At 69.9% G+C, this 19,325-nt stretch carries 16 protein-coding genes; 7 read left to right on the top strand and 9 right to left on the bottom strand.

Annotated features, from left to right (window positions below; translation table 11 throughout):
• Positions 1–397 precede the first annotated feature (397 nt).
• Both ACQPY4_RS24210 and ACQPY4_RS24205 read left to right on the top strand, forming a co-directional pair.
• A complete protein-coding gene (locus ACQPY4_RS24210; RefSeq protein WP_433324304.1) occupies positions 398–1,243 on the top strand; it encodes a class II glutamine amidotransferase in 846 nt (281 codons plus the stop codon).
• Positions 1,244–1,715: 472 nt separating this feature from the next.
• A complete protein-coding gene (locus ACQPY4_RS24205; RefSeq protein ID WP_433324302.1) occupies positions 1,716–1,928 on the top strand; it encodes a helix-turn-helix domain-containing protein in 213 nt (70 codons plus the stop codon).
• A gap of 30 nt (positions 1,929–1,958) precedes the next feature.
• Here the strand turns inward: ACQPY4_RS24205 and ACQPY4_RS24200 are convergent, their stop codons facing one another.
• The 3 genes from ACQPY4_RS24200 to ACQPY4_RS24190 form a co-directional block, all read right to left on the bottom strand.
• Positions 1,959–3,194: a DUF2786 domain-containing protein gene (locus ACQPY4_RS24200; protein ID WP_433324300.1), complete on the bottom strand. Its 1,236-nt coding sequence runs from the start codon at positions 3,192–3,194 to the stop codon at positions 1,959–1,961.
• 1,233 nt (positions 3,195–4,427) lie between these two features.
• Positions 4,428–4,697 (bottom strand): hypothetical protein, encoded by a 270-nt coding sequence (locus tag ACQPY4_RS24195; protein WP_433324298.1) that lies wholly within the window; start codon positions 4,695–4,697, stop codon positions 4,428–4,430.
• Between the two features lie 137 nt (positions 4,698–4,834).
• A complete protein-coding gene (locus tag ACQPY4_RS24190; protein ID WP_433324296.1) occupies positions 4,835–5,932 on the bottom strand; it encodes a winged helix DNA-binding domain-containing protein in 1,098 nt (365 codons plus the stop codon).
• Between the two features lie 164 nt (positions 5,933–6,096).
• Here ACQPY4_RS24190 and ACQPY4_RS24185 point away from each other — a divergent pair, with 164 nt between their 5' ends.
• A complete protein-coding gene (locus ACQPY4_RS24185; RefSeq protein WP_433324294.1) occupies positions 6,097–6,846 on the top strand; it encodes an SAM-dependent methyltransferase in 750 nt (249 codons plus the stop codon).
• A 6-nt stretch (positions 6,847–6,852) separates the two neighbouring features.
• On the opposite strand, the gene ACQPY4_RS24180 is transcribed toward ACQPY4_RS24185, so the two are convergent.
• Positions 6,853–8,028, bottom strand: a complete 1,176-nt coding sequence (locus ACQPY4_RS24180; protein WP_433324292.1) for a low temperature requirement protein A — start codon at positions 8,026–8,028, stop codon at positions 6,853–6,855.
• A gap of 2,080 nt (positions 8,029–10,108) precedes the next feature.
• Between ACQPY4_RS24180 and ACQPY4_RS24175 the strand changes: the two genes are divergently transcribed.
• Positions 10,109–10,960: a phosphotransferase gene (locus tag ACQPY4_RS24175; RefSeq protein WP_433324290.1), complete on the top strand. Its 852-nt coding sequence runs from the start codon at positions 10,109–10,111 to the stop codon at positions 10,958–10,960.
• 668 nt (positions 10,961–11,628) lie between these two features.
• Here ACQPY4_RS24175 and ACQPY4_RS24170 read toward each other — a convergent pair.
• The 3 genes from ACQPY4_RS24170 to ACQPY4_RS24160 are packed head-to-tail and all read right to left on the bottom strand — an operon-like array spanning position 11,629 to position 14,299.
• Positions 11,629–12,477, bottom strand: a complete 849-nt coding sequence (locus ACQPY4_RS24170; protein ID WP_433324288.1) for a patatin-like phospholipase family protein — start codon at positions 12,475–12,477, stop codon at positions 11,629–11,631.
• Positions 12,474–13,274, bottom strand: a complete 801-nt coding sequence (locus ACQPY4_RS24165; protein WP_433324286.1) for a TIGR03943 family putative permease subunit — start codon at positions 13,272–13,274, stop codon at positions 12,474–12,476. The genes ACQPY4_RS24170 and ACQPY4_RS24165 overlap by 4 nt, the downstream gene beginning before the upstream one ends.
• A complete protein-coding gene (locus ACQPY4_RS24160) occupies positions 13,271–14,299 on the bottom strand; it encodes a permease (RefSeq protein WP_433324284.1) in 1,029 nt (342 codons plus the stop codon). Before ACQPY4_RS24160 ends, ACQPY4_RS24165 begins: the two co-directional genes overlap by 4 nt.
• A 541-nt stretch (positions 14,300–14,840) precedes the next feature.
• On the opposite strand from ACQPY4_RS24160, the gene ACQPY4_RS24155 reads away from it, so the two are divergent.
• Positions 14,841–15,479: a hypothetical protein gene (locus ACQPY4_RS24155; protein WP_433324282.1), complete on the top strand. Its 639-nt coding sequence runs from the start codon at positions 14,841–14,843 to the stop codon at positions 15,477–15,479.
• Between the two features lie 131 nt (positions 15,480–15,610).
• Here ACQPY4_RS24155 and ACQPY4_RS24150 read toward each other — a convergent pair whose 3' ends face one another.
• Both ACQPY4_RS24150 and ACQPY4_RS24145 read right to left on the bottom strand, forming a co-directional pair.
• Positions 15,611–16,117 carry a GNAT family N-acetyltransferase gene (locus tag ACQPY4_RS24150; RefSeq protein ID WP_433324280.1) on the bottom strand — a complete coding sequence of 169 codons (507 nt, stop codon included), beginning with the start codon at positions 16,115–16,117 and terminating at the stop codon, positions 15,611–15,613.
• A gap of 30 nt (positions 16,118–16,147) precedes the next feature.
• Positions 16,148–17,263 (bottom strand): phosphotransferase family protein, encoded by a 1,116-nt coding sequence (locus tag ACQPY4_RS24145; RefSeq protein ID WP_433324278.1) that lies wholly within the window; start codon positions 17,261–17,263, stop codon positions 16,148–16,150.
• A gap of 62 nt (positions 17,264–17,325) precedes the next feature.
• Here ACQPY4_RS24145 and ACQPY4_RS24140 point away from each other — a divergent pair, with 62 nt between their 5' ends.
• Together ACQPY4_RS24140 and ACQPY4_RS24135 are read left to right on the top strand one after the other, a co-directional pair.
• The gene (locus ACQPY4_RS24140; protein ID WP_433324276.1) at positions 17,326–18,618 is read left to right on the top strand and encodes an acyl-CoA dehydrogenase family protein; all 1,293 of its coding nucleotides are present in this window, start codon (positions 17,326–17,328) and stop codon (positions 18,616–18,618) included.
• Complete coding sequence (locus ACQPY4_RS24135) at positions 18,615–19,316, top strand: TetR/AcrR family transcriptional regulator (RefSeq protein WP_433324274.1); 702 nt, start codon at positions 18,615–18,617, stop codon at positions 19,314–19,316. The genes ACQPY4_RS24140 and ACQPY4_RS24135 overlap by 4 nt, the downstream gene beginning before the upstream one ends.
• The last annotated feature ends 9 nt before the right edge of the window (positions 19,317–19,325 follow it).

Below are 19,325 nucleotides of genomic sequence, written 5' to 3'. Positions count from 1 at the left end.
GCGCGCCATACCCCGCCCGCCACGCGTGCGTCCCGCCACGCGTGCGTCCCGGGTGGTCGAGTGCTTGTTGGTGCTGGGTGAGTCGCAGCCGAGTGGGTGATGAAGGGGCGGGCCAGGGGGTGGGTGTCGAGTTTGGGGAGGAGGATCGCTGCGCGTGTGGTGCGGGTGCGGAGTGGGGGTTGTTTGGGGTGGTGGGTGTTGGTTGGGGGCTGGGGTGAGGGTGGGGGATTGGGTTGGGGGTGGGAAGTCGCAGACAGGGGAGGGTGGCGTTGGGTAAAGTAATTGTCACTCAAAGTTACTATCTCCTGGCGTGTTGAGTCTGGTGGTGAGGGTGGCTGGGCAGGGTCGCCTTGTGCCTTCGGGGTTGCGTGCCAGTTATCGATGAGTGAGGTGACCCATGTGCCGGCTGTTCGGGATGACTACCGGAGGCCCCCGTGTTCGCGGCTCCTACTGGCTGCTGGACGCTCCGCAGAGTTTGCGGACGCAGAGTCACAGGATGCGTCACGGGGCGGGGCTCGGGTGGTTCTCGCTGGGGAACGAGCCCGTTCGTGATCGGGCGCCGGTGGCGGCGTTCGAGAACCCCGACTTCGCGCTTCATTCGCGGAACGTGCTGTCTCATACGTTCATGGCGCATGTCCGGGACGCTTCGGTGGGCGGGCTGAGCGTTCATAACTGCCATCCGTTCGTGATGCACGACCGCATGTTCGCCCATAACGGGGTCGTCCAGAACAGCGAGGTGCTGCGGGGGTGGCTGTCGGACGTGGGGCACGCGCATGTGGCGGGCGAGACCGACTCCGAGCTGATCTTCGCCTACATCACCCAGGAGATCCGTCGCCGGGGCGACACCGCGAGCGGCATCGTCGAGGCGGTTCGCCGCATCGGGGCCGAGTTGCCGGTGTACTCGCTCAATCTGCTGGTGGCCGAACCTGGACGAATGTGGGCGCTGCGCTACCCGGAGTCAAACGAGCTATGGGTGCTTTCACCCGACCGCGATGAGTTTCGGATGGACGGGCCGCAGGGGCCGGTCCCCGCGGTCGTGGTGGCGAGTGAGCCGCTGAACGACGATCCCGGCTGGCGCCTCCTGGAGCCCGGCGAGCTCCTGACCGTGGACGGTCTGGACGAGACGTCCGACTTCCCCTTCCAGCCGCTCGGGCATCCGCTACGACGATCGGATCTCTCGCTGAGGGAGGCCGCATCGCAGGAGGTCGCGCCGGTCCAGGTGGAGCCGGTGGCGTCCGCTTGATCGGAGCGGCGGCCAGTCCAGGCCGCTTCGTGGGGGATTACCGCCGGGTGGGTGGTGCGGGTTCGGAGACTGGTTGAATCAGTGACCTGGAGGTTGTGTCTGTTTGGGACGGAGTCAGGTCGGTGGTCGGAGCCTGCCGGGTAGGGCGGTGTCTGCCCCGCTGAGAAGGGAATTGCGCGCGGCCGGACGGTGGGTCTGACCGGCGTGTGAGAATGGATCGGGAGTCTGCTTCGTGGGTCAGATTCAGGCCGCTGAGCATGAGATTACGGTCGACCAGACTGCGGTCGTGAGCGGTCGCGTACAGCATTGATACGCCGGTGACCAGCCATAAGACCAGCATCGGCCGATCATGTGGCGCGCGCGCGGCATTGTGTGCCAGTTTCTGGGAATCTGTACCGTGGGTAGATCAACAGTGCTGTGAGCTGCGGGGATGGCCCGTAGCCCCAGCCGACTGCTCATCTAGGAGGAACTCGTGGCACGAACCCTCGCGAGAGGCGCCCGCGTGACCGGCGCCGAACGCACCCAGCTGGCGGCCGAACTCGCCCCCCGATACGCAGCCGGGGAGAGCATCCGCGACCTGGCCGCCGAGACCGGCCGGTCGTACGGATTCATCTACAACGTGCTGAAGGAGGCGGGAGTCCCGCTGCGCGGCCGGGGCGGCAACACCCGGCGGAAGAAGGACTGACCGCCGCCGGGGGCAATGGCGCCTCCGGCCCTATCCGCGGGCGTCGCCGGTGACCTCGGAACGCCCGTTGAGGCTGGCCAGATCGGCCGCCGCCCGCCCGGCGATCCAGCCCTCGCGGTTGGAAACCGTCCGGGCCCGTCCCCTGGTGAGCTCAGGGAACATCCTGTCGACGACCCGCTCCACGGCCAGGTCGCGTGCGGCCAGCACGGGAAGAAGATCCTTCCCGCCGGTCTCCGCGGCCACCCGGCTTGTGGTCTCGCGAAGCCGTTCACCGATCCGCGCGGCATAGGCACCCAGGAAGGCGTGCCTGAACGAACGGGTCCTGGACGTGCCGAGGGAGTCCCGCCGCGACCCGGCGTGGACCATCGCGGACGTCGCCTGAACCAACAACGACGTGAACAGCATCTCGACCGCCGCCAAGTCCGCGGGGAACCCGAGCACCGTGGAGAAACCCAGCTCCCGGTGCCAGACGGCCCGGCAGCGATTCGCCTCGGCGACGACGGTGAGCAGCACGGCCTTGGGAGTTTGATAGGGATCGGGCACGGCCACGCGGCGACCCGCCGGTTCGCCGGCGGACGTGCCCGATCCCGACGCCAGCAACGCATGATCGATGCTGTGCCGGGCCATCAGCTCCTGCGCCCGCGCGCTGAGCGCCTCGGCCTCCTCTGGGAACTCGGTCGACTCCGCCTTGGCCAGCAGCGCTCGGACTTTTCCCAGCATCCGCCGGTCGACCTCGCGCGTCCGGTCGGACGCCTGGGCCCCGGTGCGAGGGGTGCCGGGCAGCGGGCCGATATGCGCGAGGCGGGGGAGCGCGGCGAGCAAGTTGATCAACTCGATCGCGCAGGTGAGAAATGCCTCGGGCTGGACGTTTTCGCGCTCACGCCAGGTTGGGAGGTGATCGTCGTCCGCGTCCCACCAGACGCGCGCGTCGAGGGAGGCCAGCTGGTCGTGCCACGTGTCGTCCAGCGTCGCCGCCGAATACGCCCGCACCTGCGCGGCGATCGCGTCCGTCGCCAGGCGTGCGTGCCGCTCGCCTCGCTCGCGCACCACATGCCGGACGACGTCCGCCGGCTGCCAGCCGCGCTCCCAGGCGACCGCCACGGCGTCCTGTAGCCGGACGGAGATTGCCCGGTCGACGGCCAGCCGCCACGCGTCCGGGACGGGACGGCTCAACTTGGCCACCAGCCGCCCGAACTCGTCGGACGCTCCGCCCGTCAGCGCTCGAAGCGCTTCGGCAAGCAGTGGCTGGACGTCAATCTCCCTCAAATCAACCCCAAGATGCCCGAAACGAGAGGCCGTCTTCATGGACGGTCTCGCCAGCGTAGGAGCGTCCGAGCGCTGACGGGCCTAACTCGGCGGCTTCACGTCACATTCGCGCGCGGGCGGTCGCCGAGGTCGGCAGCGCGATTGACGGCTACACGCTGGTCGTTTGGTGAGCGTGGTGATGAATGCCCATCCGCGATGTGCGACAACGACGCTTGGCTACGGGCAAGTCGAAGTGCCTGCTTCCTACGACCTCGGGTAAGCAAGCCCGTGCGGCCAGCGTCCGATACGACGAGAAGCCGTTGGCTGGGGCCCGCGCACGATCAAAGCGCGCGGCGCCGCGTGCCACGCGGCGTCCCCCGCGTGCTGTGCTGCCGCGTCCCGTCCCGTGCCGTCCCGTGCCGTCCCGTGCCGTCCCGTGCCGTCCCGTGCCGTCCCGTGCCGTCCCGTGCCGTCCCGTGCCGTCCCGTGCCGTCCCGTGCCGTCCCGTGCCGTCCCGTGCCGTCCCGTGCCGTCCCGTGCCGTCCCGTGCCGTGCGCGGCGCCCGCCCTGCGTGCTGCCGCATGCCGCGCTGCACGCCGCGCGCTGCGCCGTGCCGTGCTGCGCGCTGCGCCGTGCCGTGCCGCGTGCTGTCCAGGCGGCCCCTCCGTGCTGTCTTGCCGCCTGTCGCGCTGCTGTGCCGTGTCGCGCTGCATACCGCGTCGTGCCGCGCCGCCCTGCGTGCTGCCGTGCCGTGCCGTGCCGCGCTGCGTGCTGCCGCGTGCCGCCCTGCGGTGCTGTGCCGTGCTGCGTGCTGTCCAGGCGGCCCCTGCGTGCTTGTCCTGCCGCCTGTCATGCTGCTGTGCCGTGTCGCGCTGCATACTGCGTCGTGCCGCGCGCTGTGCGTTACGTGCTGTGCGCGTCGTGTCGCGTCGAGCGCCGCGCCGCGTGCTGCGCCGCGTGCTGCGCCGCGCCGCCCTGCGTGCCGCGCTGCGTGGGCCGTGCCGCTGCCCCGCGTGCTGTGCCGCGTTGTCCTGCGTGCACTGCCGGACGATGCCGCGGGCTGTGCTGGGGGCGGCGGCGTGTGGAGCACGGCTGAGGGGAAGATGGCGGGATCGGGTCACGGCGCGACTGGCTGGTGGTCGTCTATGGGGCGGGTGCCTTGGAGCCTCCGATCGCGCGGACGATACGTCCGCGCGATCGGGAGGCCTTCATGTCTGGGGGCGGCGACACCTACGGGTGTCGCGGCGATGAGGGTCAGTGGGAGGAGTCGTTGCCGCGGAGTTCTTCGACGACGACGCTTTGGTAGTCGCGGGAGGTGTCGGGGACGTAGGTGAGGCGGGCCAGGGCGCGGCCGTCCTGGTCTCGGATTTCGAAGTGATAGCCCTCGGATGTCTCCTCGATGTGGGCGACCGCCTGGTCGTGGCGGAGCCTGCACATGGTGTCGACCTTCTCCAGCGCGACCTTGAGGCTGCCCGCGTCGCTGATGAGCCTGGCGGGCTCGCTCGTCTCCCAGATCTCGAACATGGTCGCGTCCTGTCGGCGGTGGAAGGGGGGCGGGGACATTCCGGTTGGCCCGAGATAGCTTGCGACGAACCCGTGGAAAGTTCAATCAGGCCAGGTCTCGGATTGATCACTATTCGAAGTGGTTCACGCTCATAGAGTCATCTCGCGACCGTCTCGACGACCAGATCGCTTGCGTCGGGCTCGGCCCATCCTAGGAGCGAAGTGGCCTTGAGGGTGAGGTCGGACACGGCGCGTGGCGGAAGCTTCGCGAAGGGGCGTAGTCGCAGCGTGGCGGTCTTGCGCTTGCGTTCGATCTCCCAGGTTCCGCGGGCGAACCCGTCCCAGAGGAATGTGGCGCGAACTCGCAGGTTCTTGGTGGTCAGGCCGGGTCGGTGCTCGTCGGCGATCACTCGCGTGCGGTCGGCGTGGGCGAGGACGAGGTTGTCGAATTCTGGGACGAAACGGGCCGGGGCCAGGGCGTCTTCGCCGGGACGCGGGGCGTCCGGCAGGTCGAACAGTTCGCGGCCGCCTTCGCTCTTGAAAATCCGCAGCCGCGGCCGCAACCGGTCAAGGATTTCTCCCGGGGCGGGCAGCCCTGCCCACGCCTGGACGTCGGCGGCGGACGCGGGGCCGAATGCCGCGAGGTAGCGGAGGACGAGTGCGTCCGGGGTGCGGTCATCTGCGACGGGTGCGCCGAGCCAGGTTTCGGCCAGGGCGAATTCGGAGGTGCGGGGGAATCCCCAGCGGTCGTCCGTCGGAACCATCACCAGCGGGAGACACATGCGCACCGCGAAGCCGAGCGCGCGATCGTTGACGTCGGGAAAGCGCTCCTGGAGCAGGGCCCGCACTTCGTCGAACGTTCGAGGACGCTCCTTCAGTAGTTCGCGCGCCACCGGGAGCACCTCGTCCAGGTCGAGACCCTTGGCGCGCGCCCCCAGGACGCGCAGGCCCGCGTCCAGCACGGGTTGCAGCGGGGACCGGAACGCGAGGTAGTCGGCGGACGACATCAGGTGCAGCGTCCCCCGCATGGACGTCGCCCGGACGACCTCGTGGCCCCGCACGGCCGCGAGCAGGTCGTCCGGCCGGAATCCCTCGACGCGCGCCCACAGCCCGAGGAACGGCGGCCGGGGCTCCTGGGCCTGCAGACCGCCGACGCGCTCCACCGCCGCGACGGCGCCGATGTCGGCCCGCGCGAGCAGGAGCTGGCGGGCCAGCGTGGCCCGGTTGAGCGCCCGGAGGCTGAGGGTGTCGGCCATGAATGATCACTTTCTCGAGGTCAGGGCGGTGCGCCTGCCGAAACCCTAGGCCCGGCGTCCGACAGAGTGAGTAGGGTCATGACCTCCCGATCTGAGAGGCGCTGGAGAGCACGGTGGCAGAGGCACCCGATGGCGTTGATCCGACCACTCCGAACATCGCCCGGATGTACGACTACTGGCTGAGAGGGCGGGATCATTTCGCGGCCGACCGGGCGCTGGCCGAGAAGTTGATCTCCCTCGCGAGGGAGGGCGGGCCGAACCCGCGCCTCGGAGCTCGGGCCAATCGGGCGTTTCTCGGACGAGCCGTGCGTCTTGCCGCCGATGCGGGCGTTCGCCAGTTCCTCGACTTCGGGACGGGCCTGCCCGCGATGGGCAACGTCCACGAGGTGGCGCGGGAGGTCCATCCCGAGGCCCGCGTCGTCTACGTCGACCATGATCCGGTCGTGTGCGCGCACGGACGGGCCACGCTCGTGGGCGACGACGCCGCACGGATGGTCCGCGGCGACATTCGCGACATGCCCTCCCTGCTCCGGCATCCCGGCGTCACCGACCTGATCGACTTCTCGGAGCCTGTGGCGGTGCTGTTCGTGGCCGTCCTGCACTACCTGGCGGACGAGGACGACCCGCATGGAGTCGTCGCCCTGATCAAGGATCGGATGGTGCCGGGCAGCCACCTGGTGCTGTCCCACATGTCGGGCGATCCGGACCCCGATCACATCGGCCGTGGAACGCGACATTTCGCCCGCTCGAACGCTCCGCAGCACCTGCGTCCGATCGACGACATCCGCCGGTTCTTCGACGGCCTCGACCTGGTCGAGCCGGGCCTCGTCAGCGTCCCGCTGTGGCGTCCGGACGGTGACGTCCCCGAGTTCGCCGCGCGCTTCCCCATGCAGGCCGGCGTCGGCCGGAAATAAGAAGGGTCAGCGACGTCGTCCCTTCGTCCCGTGGGCGACGATGCTGAGCGCGATGAGCGCGGCCATCAAGGCGCCGATCGCCGGTACGGGGGCGGGAGTGAAAGAGGCCCCGATGGCCGCCAGTCCGACAATGGGCATCCCCACGGCATAAGGGGCGTCCTTCCCGTGTGGACGCACCAGGAGCCACCACACCACGAGTAGATAGACGAATACCGGAATCGCGAGCGCCAGCCCGGCCTTGGTCGTGGAGATCTCCGCATGGTGGCTCGCCTTGGCCGCGTTCACGGCGATGCCCGCGCCTACCGCCGCCCCGGAGGCGAACACCGCATAGTGGCCGTAGCCCCAGAGCATCGCCGCGCGCTGATTGGTCAGCAGTCCCGCTGACGACATCGAGAAATACACCCACCACAGCGCCAGAACGGTCACCAGTCCGCCTGCCGCCACCAGATAGAGATCGGCCGTCGCCTTGCCGGACAGGCCCTCGCGAACGGTGTTGGTGGACGAAAGGATCACCTCGCCCAGAACGATGATGGTGAACAGCCCATACCGCTCGGTGATGTGGTGCGGGTGCCAGGGCATCCGTTCCCGCGCCTCCGCCCACGGCGGGACGAGCAGTTCCGCCGCGGCCGCCAGCAGCCAGACCCACAGGCGCAGACCGTCCGGGACGACGAAGATCGCGATCGCCCAGAGCACCATGCATCCGGCCTCGCCCATCGCGTAACGGCGCATCGTCACCCGCCGGAACGCATCGGCCGCCGCCGCGCGCAGCAACTGCGAGATCAGTCCGACTCGCATCACCAGATACCCGACGAAGATGATCCGGAAATCCTCGTCCTCGAATGCCCGCTCCACGCCCGCCGCCAGGATCAGCACCCCGGCCATGACCGTCATCGTGGCCAGCCGATAGGGCGTGTCGTCGGCGTCATACGCGGAGGCGAACCACGAGAAGTTCATCCACGCCCACCAGATGGCGAAGAACACCAGCAGGAAGCTAAGGACGCCGCTGCCGATATGCCCTTCGGCTAACGCGTGCTCAAGCTGCGCCGCGTCGGCCCCGACCGCCACCACGAAACACAGGTCGAAGAACAACTCCAACGGGGTCGCCGCCCTGTGCCGCTCCTCGGGGTCACGCGGACCCATGCGAACCAACCAGGGCCGGGGAGAAATGGCGCGCTCGCTCATATGCGTATCGTACGAGCGCTCTCACTCAAAGTGAGGGACATCGGTGATCGTTTGGAGACAACGCCCAAAGTGCGGCCCGTGGCGCCCTGAACACCACGGCTTCAGCGCCCATCGCAATCCCCGCGAACCTTGACCACGATCCGTCGCACTCCACCAACACCCCGTTACGAGTATGGGTGGACGGACATCCGGGCAGGTCAGAGGCAAAGTCCCTTCCTGGGCCGGGTCGGCGGCGACAATCATTTTCGATCAGTTGGCCGCCTCCCGCTTCGAACGCCGTTCTAGGCTGGCGACGAGCCATCCGACCGTTGGGTAAACGCTGTCCGGCCGCCTTGAACGTCCGATCCGCTGTCCGGCGGCCTCGATTCAAGGGAATGTCTCGACCTGACTCCGCGCCCCCGTCGAGCTCCGTTCACCGCCGGGACGCCGTCCCGTAGCCCGGATGATCTCCCAGGTAGGAGCCTCGAAGCGTCGACCGAAACGTCGGGGGCGTGCGTCAGGATCCCAAGTCAACGTCGATGTCCCGTGCATTCTGCACGTGCATCAGCCCTTGCACCTGCACGCCATAACTAGCAGGATTGCCCCCGAACCAGGCACGTGACCCCGCACGTGAACTCCACGGAGATCGCGATGACCGCACACTTGAGCGACAGTGACCGACAGGCGCTGCGGCTTGCCCATGACCTCCGCGAGGAGCTCCGGCAGGCGCTGCCGGCCCAGACCACGGGCCCTTCCGTCTCGCCTTTCGTCGACCCCGCCGGCCGCCCAAGCGTGCTGATGCGCATGGACGCGGAAACCGCACGCGCCCTGATGGCGCTGCTCGGCGAGCGACGAATGCAGACGGCGCCGCCCCCCGAACCCCGACGAGCCGACGGAACCCACGTCCCGCCTCCCGCAGGCGAGATGCCCATGGGCCACCCGATATCGGCGACTCCCTATGGCGCCCCCGTCCCAGCGGGCCACATCCCTGCCCAGGCCGCTCCACCGGCCTACGCTCCCCCCATGCCCCCGCCTAGACCGGGCGCCCCCTTGATCCCCACGCCCTACCCCAGCTACTAACCCTCAAGAAGCTTCGTAGCCCGTTACTCCAACGAGTAGCGGGCTGCTGCTTTTTGGCCCCAGGCCCCAGGCCCCAGCACCGCAGGGCGTCCAAGCCCGGTAGCTGACCGTGAACCCCTGCCCGTCACGATCACGCCCGACGGACCCCCCACCCGGCCCCTCCGCCGCGCAGAACACCTCCACCCGCGCCGCCCAACGCCCGGCCCCGTGCAGTCCAACGCACGGCCCCGCGCGGTCGAACACACGGCCCCGCGCGGTCGAACGCGCGGCCCCGCGCCGTCCAACGCGCGGCCCCCGTGCGGTCGAACGCGCGGCCCCGTGCAGTCCAACACACGGCCCCGTGCCGTCCAACGCGCGGCCCTGTTCAGTCCAACGCACGGCCCCGCGCGGTCGAACGCACGGCCCCGTGCCGTCCAACGCGCGGCCCCGTTCAGTCCAACGCACGGCCCCGCGCGGTCGAACGCGCGGCCCCGTGCCGTCCAACGCGCGGCCCCGTGCGGTCGGACGTACGGCTGAGACAGCTCCATCTTGGGCGCAAACGCCACGACGAGACTGAACGCCCGTCCTTGCTCCACGGCCGGGTGTGCCCCTCACCGCGGCAGCATTCACACCGGGTCTAGGGACTGGCGGCGGTCACGCCTGCGACTCACCGGCATCACTTCGGCCCTCCATCTCGTGAAGAAGCGCGCGAAAGTCTGGGGGCGCAGCGCCGAGTCGCCTGCGGATCCTCAAGGCCAGAGGCCCGATGCCGCCGTTGATCCGTTGACGAGCTGCAAGTCTGCCCGCGTGGCGCGCGGGGGCGACCGCCGATCTGCTGGCGCAACGCCAACGCCCGCCATCCGGACGTCCTGGCCGCACAACGCCGCGAACGCGCCCGATTCCCCGGCAAAGGCCAGCAACGCTGGGACGCCCCCGACGACACGACACGGCATGATCACACCCCGGCGAACGTTAGTGTCGCCATGCTAGGTCGTACCGCTTGGAGAGTACGGCAGCGCCCCATGGGGGAGGCCAGGCAACGATGCAGGCGCCGGAGGTCCCGCGTGCAGTGGCCGCGGCCATGTGGACCGCCTCATCGCTTGGTCTGCCAGCCGACGACGCGATCGTTCTTCATGACTCGAACAGACTCACTCTGCGTCTGCTGCCTTGTGACGTCCTGGCCCGGGTGGCTCCTGCAGCGCATCAGGTCGCACAGTTCGAAATCGAGCTTGCTCAACGGCTCGCCGAATCCGAGAGCCCGGTGGCTGCTCTTGAACCTCGGGTCGAGCCACGCGTCTACGAGCGTGATGGCTTCGTGGTCACGCTGTGGAGCTACTACGAACCCGTGAGGCCTGGAGAGGTCTCACCGGCCGACTACGCCAATGCGCTCGGGAGGCTACATGCGGGCATGCGCAAGCTCGATGTCTTTACGCCGCACTTCACCGATCGAGTCGAGCAGGCCCAACGACTTGTGGCCAGCCGCGACCACACTCCGGCGCTCGCCGAAGCGGACCGGGAGCTCCTCGGCAACACACTACGAAGCCTCAGGCGAGTGATCGGCGAGCGCGGCGGCGCCGAGCAGCTACTGCACGGCGAGCCGCACCCCGGCAACTTGCTCACCACGAAGAACGGGCTGTTGTTCACAGACCTCGAGACGTGCTGCCGTGGGCCCGTCGAATTCGACCTCGCCCATGCGCCCGAAGAGGTCAGCCAGCACTATCCGGGTGTCGATCAAGACTTGTTGCGCCAGTGCCGGATCCTCAAGCTAGCGATGATCACAACGTGGCGCTGGGATCGAGACGACCAGTTCCCAAACGGGCGCCGGCTGGGCACAGAGTGGCTCAGCCAGATCCGGGCAGCCCTTGATCGCAACGGCCTGGACACCCATGGCTGATCGCGGGCCTTCGAGGTCGTGGCCGACCGGCTGTTGATGTCGGAATCCACCATGATCGCTAACACTCAGTGACCAGCTGAGTTCCTGCTCTCCGGCCCGGAAGGCCACGCGCTACTCCCGCCAAACGTGAACGAGACCTGCACCTCACGGAACCCGGGACATCCACCGGCGTGTCGGCAACCCGGCGAACCTTCATGGTCACCGCACCAGCTGTTGGCCTGTCGGTTAATTCGCCCGTCCGCCTTGGGTGCCCGTCAGGCAGCCGGGTCCGGCCTTGGGCGTCCGTCAGGCAGCCGGTTGGCCCGCTGGACCGGTCGGTCAGGCCGCCTGTGCGGGCCTTCGAGCGGCACCAAGCGGGTTGTGGGGCGATCGGGGGCGCTGGGGTGCGGTGTGTCTTCGGAGTGCCGGGCTGTTGGCTTGGCGGGCTCTAGAGCCGGTCGATCTTGTTGGTCGTTGGGCTGCCAGCCGTCGGTCAGCCCGTCGCGGTTCTGCCTGTCGTGGCGCGCGTGGCCCGTTCGGCCGAATGTTCGTTGGGGCGTCCAGGCTGCTTGCGGTGGGGGGTTGGCAACACGTTGCCGGGTGCGGGCGCGAGGGCTTTGTTGCGGTGGTGCGAAGGCGGGCGCTGGGGTTGATGGCCCCGGACGGGGGTCTGGGTTGTGTGGTGGGGGTTAGGGGGCGGAGGGCCAGAGGGAGGTCAGGGAGGGGGCTAGGTGGGTGGCTTGGGTGTGGCCGGCTTGGGCGGCGGCGGGGCGGTTGGCGGGGTCCAGGGAGTTGCGGCCGAAGGCTTGGCGGGAGGGTTTGTCGGGGGTGATGAGGGCTACCCGGGCGCCTTGGCGGCGTAGGGCGGTCGCCTGGTGGGCGGGGCTGGGGATGGGGCCGAAGCCGGAGGCGGTGGGGGCGATGATGACAACGGTTTCGTAGCCGGAGGCCAGGTCGGCGTTGGCGGGGGAGCGGGCGCCGCCGTCCATGTAGCGGCGGCCCTGGATGGTCACGGGGGGCCAGACGCAGGGGACGGCGCAGCTGGCGCCGACGGCGTCGAGCAGGGGGACGCCGGAGTCGCGGTGGAAGACGGTGAACTCGCCCGTGGCGGCATCGACGGCGGTGATCAGGAGGCGGCGGTCGGGCCAGGTCTTGACCGGGAGGCGGGAAGCGACGATGGCGCGGCGGTCGGCCTCGCTGACGGTTCGGGTGGCCAGGGCCATAGCGCCTATGCGGGCGCGGGCGGTGATGGGGGTTCTGGAGCGCATCACGGCCCAGGCCCATTGGGCGGCCACGGTGGGGCTGACCTGGGCGGGGAGTTCGCCGTTGTGGGACGTGCTCTGGGCGCGGAGGCGCTCGGCCAGGTCGGGGCCGTGGGCGACCTGGGCGCCGACGATCGAGCCGGCCGAGGTGCCGATGACCAGGTCGGCGTCGGTCAGGTCGACGCCGTGCTCGGCCAGGCCGGCCAGGATGCCCCACTCCCAGCCGATGCCGGTGAGACCTCCGGCGCCCAGGACCAGCGCCCTGCGGCCCGTCACTCGTAGGCGTTCTTGGGACGCTTCACGCGCTTGACGGAGGTGCCGACGATCTCGTGCAGGCCCGTCTTGGACATGCCTCCGGTGCTGGGCTGCCAGATGCCGTCGACCTCCACCCAGGCGTCGGCCGGCGGCTTGGCGAGGCCGCGGACGACCACGGGGAAGGCGATGGCGTCGCCGGCGCAGCAGGACATCTTCAGCCGGGTGACCTGCCAGCCGCCGCCCTTCTTCATGGGGGTGACGAAGCCCGTCAGGCGCACGGTGACGCCCTTGAGGGTGGCCGACTGGCCCGTCTGGGCCTCGTAGGAGCGGCCGATGAACTCGCTCATGGTCATCGCGATGGGGGCGCCGGTCTGCGGCAGGGCGGCGTAGCCCTGGGCGGGCGGCGGCGGGGGCGGGGCCGTGCGGCCCGTGTCGCGCGAGGCCGTGAACGAGCCGAGCGCGGGCGGGGCGATGATGAAGATCGCCAGGACGGGGAGGCAGAGCAGCCAGGCCACGCGGGGGCCGTGGGAGTGGTCGTGCCCGTGGTCGTCGTGGTCGTCGTGCGCCTCGGGCTTGTCGAGCGTGACGGCCTCGTCCGGCTCGCCGGCCTTCTCGCCGGCCTTCTTGGCCTCGTCCGCCTCGCGCCACTCGCGGCGGAGCCCGGCGGCCCCGAGGGCCAGGACGACGACGGCCGCGGCCACCAGGAACCAGCGGAAGCCGGGCTTGACGTAGTTCAGGTACTCGGAGGTGGCCAGGGTGATCCAGAGGATGGCCCCGCCGATCAGGATCAGGAGCAGGTTCTGGGCGGATCTGGTCACAGCAGGATTCCTCCAGTGATCACGCTGACCACGACGGCGAGCACGAAGGTCAGGGGGATGAACCGGGCCGCGAAGCTGCGGCCGAAGAAGCCGGTCTGCAGGGCGATCAGCTTGAGGTCGACCATCGGGCCCACCACGAGGAACGCCAGTTTGGCGGTCGGGGAGAACTGGCTGAGGCTGGCGGCGACGAACGCGTCGGCCTCGGAGCAGATGGACATCAGCACGGCCAGGCCCGCCAGGACGAGGATGGCCAGCCAGGGGATGTCGGCGACGCCGTTGACCCACTCGGACGGGACGCTGACGTTGATCGTGGCCGCGGCGATGCCGCCGACCACCAGGAACCCGCCCGCGTGCATCATGTCGTGCCGCATGGCCTCCTGGAACGTCTGCCAGCGCCCGGTTCCGTCGGTGGAACCGGGACGCGAGGGGATGCGGATCCACTCGCCCTTGCCGAACAGCAGCCAGGCCCAGCCCGCCAGCACCGCTACCACCAGGGACGCGGCGAACCGGCCGACCACCATCTCGGGGGAGTTGGGGAAGGCGACGGCGGTGGCCACCAGGACGATCGGGTTGATCGCCGGGGCCGCCAGCAGGAAGGTCAGCGCGGCGGCGGGGGCGACGCCGCGGGCCATCAGGCCGCTGGCCACGGGTACCGACGCGCATTCGCACCCGGGCAGCACGGCACCCATGGCGCCCGCGACGGGGACGGCGGCGCCGGGTTTGCCCGGCAGGACCTTCTTCCAGAAGGACGCGGGGACGAACGCGGTGATCGTGGCCGACAGCGTCACCCCGAAGACCAGGAAGGGAAGGGCCTGGACGCAGATGGCCACGAAGATCGTGGTCCAGGCGTCCAGGGTGCGGCTGTCGATCAGCGGGGAGGCCCAGGCGCGGCCGAGCACCAGGACCCATACGAGTGCGGCGAAGCCCCAGGCGGCCCAGGTGCCGGGCTCGGGCTTGCGGCGCCCCCAGTCGTGTGGTGGGAGCACTTCGTCGTCGGCGGAGCGGAGGCCGGCGGTGTCGGTCATCCGGACATCGTGCCAGATCCGGGGCCACCTCAGAAGACCCTCGCAAGCCCTGTGGACAACGGCTTCCGGCCTAATGATCTACCTTCCGAAAGGTAAAGAATACGGGGATTTGGCGCGGGCATGGTAAAGCCGCATATAGTGGGCGACGGCTCGCGGTCAAAAGACCATTGACCAGGCCATACACATAGCCGTCGCGCCCCGCCCGCCAGGCGGGACCTTCCGCCCGACCTGCGGCCTCCCATGCAACGGCCGCTTCTGATCGGACCTCAGCGTCCGGGTCGGCATCTTTTCAGATATTCCACGTCCGCGCTCCGGTGACGATCTTGAAATGATCGTCCGCCGCCGCGCGCGGACGCGGTCCGCCATGCCCGGCGGGCCATTCACGCGGATGTCTCCTTTCGCGACGGCGCCCTTCACCCGAGTCCGCTCCTTGGTGCCCCATGCGCCCAGGGCGCTCCTCGGTGCCGTCCGCGCTGCCCTCGGGGCCCTGACCCCGCCGCGCCCCCCGACGGCCTCCCTGACCGCCGAACAAAGGATTTCCATGCACAAGCGAGCGATCAATGTCGTCCTGACCGGTGCGACCGGGGTCTCCCTGGCCGGCATGCTGGTGGCCGGTGTGAGCGCCGCCAGCGAGGACGACGCCGCTCGGCAGAAGAACCTGCCCGCGACCCAGGCGATGGCCGCGCACAACAAGCAGTCCGCCGCCAAGGCCGCGAAGGCCCAGTCCAAGGCCGCCCCCGCAAAGAAGGCCGCCCCCAAGAAGGCCGCGCCCGCCAAGAAGGCCGCCCCCAAGGCGCTGCTCTCCGGCAAGACCACCGCGTCCTACTTCTGGGACGACGGTTCGGGCGTCAACGGCGACACCGGCGCCCCCGCCGGTGGCAAGCCGATGCAGAAGGGCCTGTTCGCCAGCCCGAGCTGGCCCATGCACACCAAGGTCAAGGTGACCTACGGCGGCCGCAGCGTCGTCGGCTTCGTCGGTGACCGCGGTCCCGGGGCGCCGTCGCACAGCGGTGTGATGCTCGACCTCGACACCTACACCTTCCGGTACCTGCTGGACGGCAAGAAGCCCGAAAGCGACTACGAGGCCGGAACCGGTGAGGGTCATCTCAAGGGCCTGAAGTACGAGGTTCTGGAGTGGGGCGAGGGCGCTGGCAAGAAGGGCGAGCCCGTCCCGTTCTAACCCGTATGTAGAGTCGAATCCCAAAGGGGCGTTCCGGTTGCCGGGGCGCCCCTTTGTGTGTCCTGCTTCACAATCCGAACGTCCCAATACCCCGTGATCTGGCTCACTTTTGTAGGGGTGTGAGCCCAGTGCTAATCGAGCCGCTGGCTGAGGAGTCGGCCGGGCCACTCCCCGACACTGAAGGACTCCACGGGGGAGAAACCTTGCCTGCGGTAGTAGGCCACCAGACGTCCGTCCCCGCCCGCGTAGCAGTCGACGCGCAGGAGGCGGACGCCGAGCGCGCGCGCTTCGGAGCGAGCGTGATCGAGGAGGGCCGCCCCGACGCCGTGTCCTCCGAAGGCGCGGTCGGTCACCAGCAGGGTGACGTAGACCTCCGGCTCTCCCGGGTCGACGGTGATGTAGTGCGGTGAGGTGGTCCCCAACGTCATCGCTCCCGCCGGACGCCCGTCGATCTCAGCGATCCAGACGATGTCGTCCCGGGTGAGCGAGGAGATGCGTTCCACGCGCGCGGCGTCTCCCGACCAGGGCTGCGTTCCCCACTGCCCCTCGCGCCCGTTGCGGCTGAGCCACTCCACGGCCCCGTCCAGCATGCCCAGAACCACCGGCAGGTCGGCCGGTCCTCCTCTGCGGATATCCATGATCAAGATCATGGCATCCCAGAACAGGGGTCAGGAGGCGAGGAAGCCCTGGGCCCGGCGGAAGAGACCGAGGGTGATGGAGTGGAGGAGGTCGCCGGTCTCCTTGGGGGCCTTGCCCGCGGCCGCGCGGGCGTGGGTGCCCTCCAGGACGATGCCGAGCTTGAAACAGGCCAGGACGGCGTACCAGGTGATGGACGCCAGGTCGCGGCCCCGGGTGGCGTCCGGGCGTTCGGCGTAGGCGGTGACGAGGTCGGCGGACGGCGGGAGGTGGCCGCCGGCGCCGAGGGGGCCCGCCAGCGAGGCGCTCTCGTCGCCGATGTCGGGCCAGGTGGCCAGGAGCCAGCCGAGGTCGAGCAGCGGGTCGCCGATCGTGCACATCTCCCAGTCGACGATCGCGGCCACCCGGGGGCTGTCGTAGGAGTACATGAGGTTGGCCAGGTGGTAGTCGCCGTGCATGACTCCGGGACGCCAGGTCGTCGGACGGTTGGCGTCCAGCCAGGAGGCGACCTCGGCCAGGCCGGGGATCTCGGGCCCCGGGTAGCCGTCCAGGGCGCTGTAGGAGTCGAGTTCGGACATCCAGCGGCCGACCTGGCGTTCGAGGAAGCCGTCGGGCTTGCCGAAGTCGGCCAGGCCCACCGACTCGTGGTCGACGGCGGCCAGCGAGGAGAGCGCGCGGGCGGCGTCCAGGCCCATCTCGCGGATGGCGGCGGGGTCGCCGGCGTGCGGTTCGGGGAGCGTGACGGAGGCGTTGAAGCCCTTCACGGGGGTCATCAGGTAGAAGACCGCCCCCCCCATCACGCTCTCGTCCGGGCAGGACGCGATCACCCGGGGCGCGGGGACGTCGGTGTCGTTCAGCGCGGTCAGGACGCGCGCCTCGCGCCGCATCACGTCGTTGGTGCGCGAGCGCAGGTGGCGGGGACCGCGCCGCAGGACGTACTCGCGGTCGCCCCGGCGGAAGCCGATGAGGGTGTTCTGGGTGCCCCCGGTGAGCGGCGCGACATCGTCGAAGGGCCCGCCCGGCAGGCCGTGGCGGTCCATCCACTCCGCCAGGACGGCGAAGTCGACGAGCGCCGGGTCGATGGTCTCGGGCTGCTGCACGGGGCGGTCCTTCCAGGTCGCGACGTAGTACCGGAGAGTAACAGTCATGCGGTTGCATTAATCACCAAGGGGGGCGCATCATGCCGTGAACAGCTCCCGGGAGGCACTGCATGGCGTGGGATTTCGAGACCGACCCCGGCTACCAGAAGCTGCTCGACTGGGCGGACGCGTTCGTCCGCGAGGAGGTCGAGCCCCTCGATCTGGTGCTCGGCGACCCGTATGACAAGGCCGATCCGCGCTATCACCGGCTCGTCAAGCCCTTGCAGCGGCAGGTGCGGGAGCAGGGCCTGTGGGCGTGCCATCTCGGCCCTGAGCTCGGCGGCCAGGGATACGGCCAGGTCAAGCTGGCCCTGCTGAACGAGATCCTGGGACGCTCGCGCTGGGCCCCGTCGGTGTTCGGGTGCCAGGCGCCCGACTCGGGCAACGCCGAGATCCTGGCCCACTTCGGCTCGGACGAGCAGAAGGCGCGCTACCTGGCGCCGCTGCTGGACGGCGAGATCTCGTCCTCCTACTCGATGACCGAGCCGCATGGCGGCGCCGACCCGACGCTGTTCACCACCCGGGCCGTCCGCGACGGGGACGACTGGGTCATCACCGGGGAGAAGTGGTTCTCCTCCAACGCCAGGCACGCCGCGTTCATCATCGTGATGGCCGTGACCGACACCGAGGTCAGCGCCTACGAGGGCATGTCGATGTTCATCGTCCCGGCGGGGACGCCGGGCCTGACGATCGTGCGCAACGTAGGCGTCGGCGGCGAGCGCGAGGGCTCGCACGGATACCTCCGGTACGAGGACGTCAGGGTTCCCGCGGGCAACCTCCTGGGCGAGGAGGGCGGCGCGTTCGCGATCGCGCAGACCAGGCTCGGCGGCGGCCGCGTCCACCACGCGATGCGGACGATCGCGCAGGTCCGCAAGGCTTTCGACATGATGTGCGAGCGCGCGGTGTCACGGCAGACGCGCTTCGGGCCGCTGTCCAAGCTCCAGATGACCCGGGAGAAGGTCGCCGACAGCTGGATCGAGATGGAGCAGTTCCGGCTGCTGGTGCTCCGCACCGCCTGGCTGATCGACAAGCATCACGACTACCGGGCCGTACGCAAGGACATCGCCGCGGTGAAGGCCGTGATGCCCAAGGTGCTGCACGACGTCGTCCAGCGGGCGATGCACCTGCACGGTGCCCTGGGCGTATCGGGGGAGATGCCGTTCGCGTCGATGCTGCTCGGCGCGCAGGCGCTGGCGATCGCCGACGGCCCCACGGAGGTCCACAAGATCACGCTGGCGCGCCAGCTGCTCAAGGGGTACGAGCCGGTCGAGGGCCTGTGGCCCAGCGGCCATCTGCCCGCCCGCCGCGAGGCCGCCCGCGAGCGCTACGCCGAGGCCCTGGAACACGCGATCGGGAACGAGTGACCACCCCCAAGAGCACCCGTGAGCGCCTGCTGGACGCCGCGCAGCGCCTCTACGCCGAGCGCGGCCTGGACGCGGTCAGCCTCCGCGAGATCAACCAGGCGGCCGGGGCGCGCAACGCGACCGCCGTCCAGTACCACTTCGACGGGCGCCGGGGGATCGTGGAGGCGATCTACGCGCGGCACCTGCCGGAGGTCGAGGCGCGGCGGCACGCGCTCCTGGACGCCTGCGAGGCGGCGGGCGAACCCGGTCTGCGCGACCTGGCCGGGGCCCTGGTGCGTCCCCTGGCCGCGCGCCTGGCCGACCCGGGTGGACGCGAGTTCCTGCGGATCTGGGCCGATGTGATCAACCGTCCCGACCCGATCGTCCCCCGGGCGGTGCTGGACGACCCCGCCGACAGCCTGTACCGCTGGCGCACCCTGGTGGAGCCGCTGATGGAGCCGGAGGCCGCGCGCCTGCACCAGCGGTTCACGGCCATCCGCTACGTCGCGATCGACCTGGCGCGGCGGGCCCGCTCGGGCGCCCACGCCGACGACCGGCTGTTCGCCAGCCGCCTGGTGGACGTCGTCACGGCCGTCCTGGCCGCGCCCGTCTCGCCCGAGACCCGCCGGCTGGCCGCCGAGCGGGACGAGGCGAGGTCGCATTCGTCCAAGACCGGGCCGGGTCGCGGGGCGCAGACTGGGCATCCTCACCCGAGATGACCAGGGAGG

Origin of the sequence: Spirillospora sp. CA-294931 (assembly GCF_050946795.1) — a bacterium.
GTDB lineage: Bacteria > Actinomycetota > Actinomycetes > Streptosporangiales > Streptosporangiaceae > Spirillospora.
This window is presented reverse-complemented; position numbering and strand designations above follow the sequence as displayed.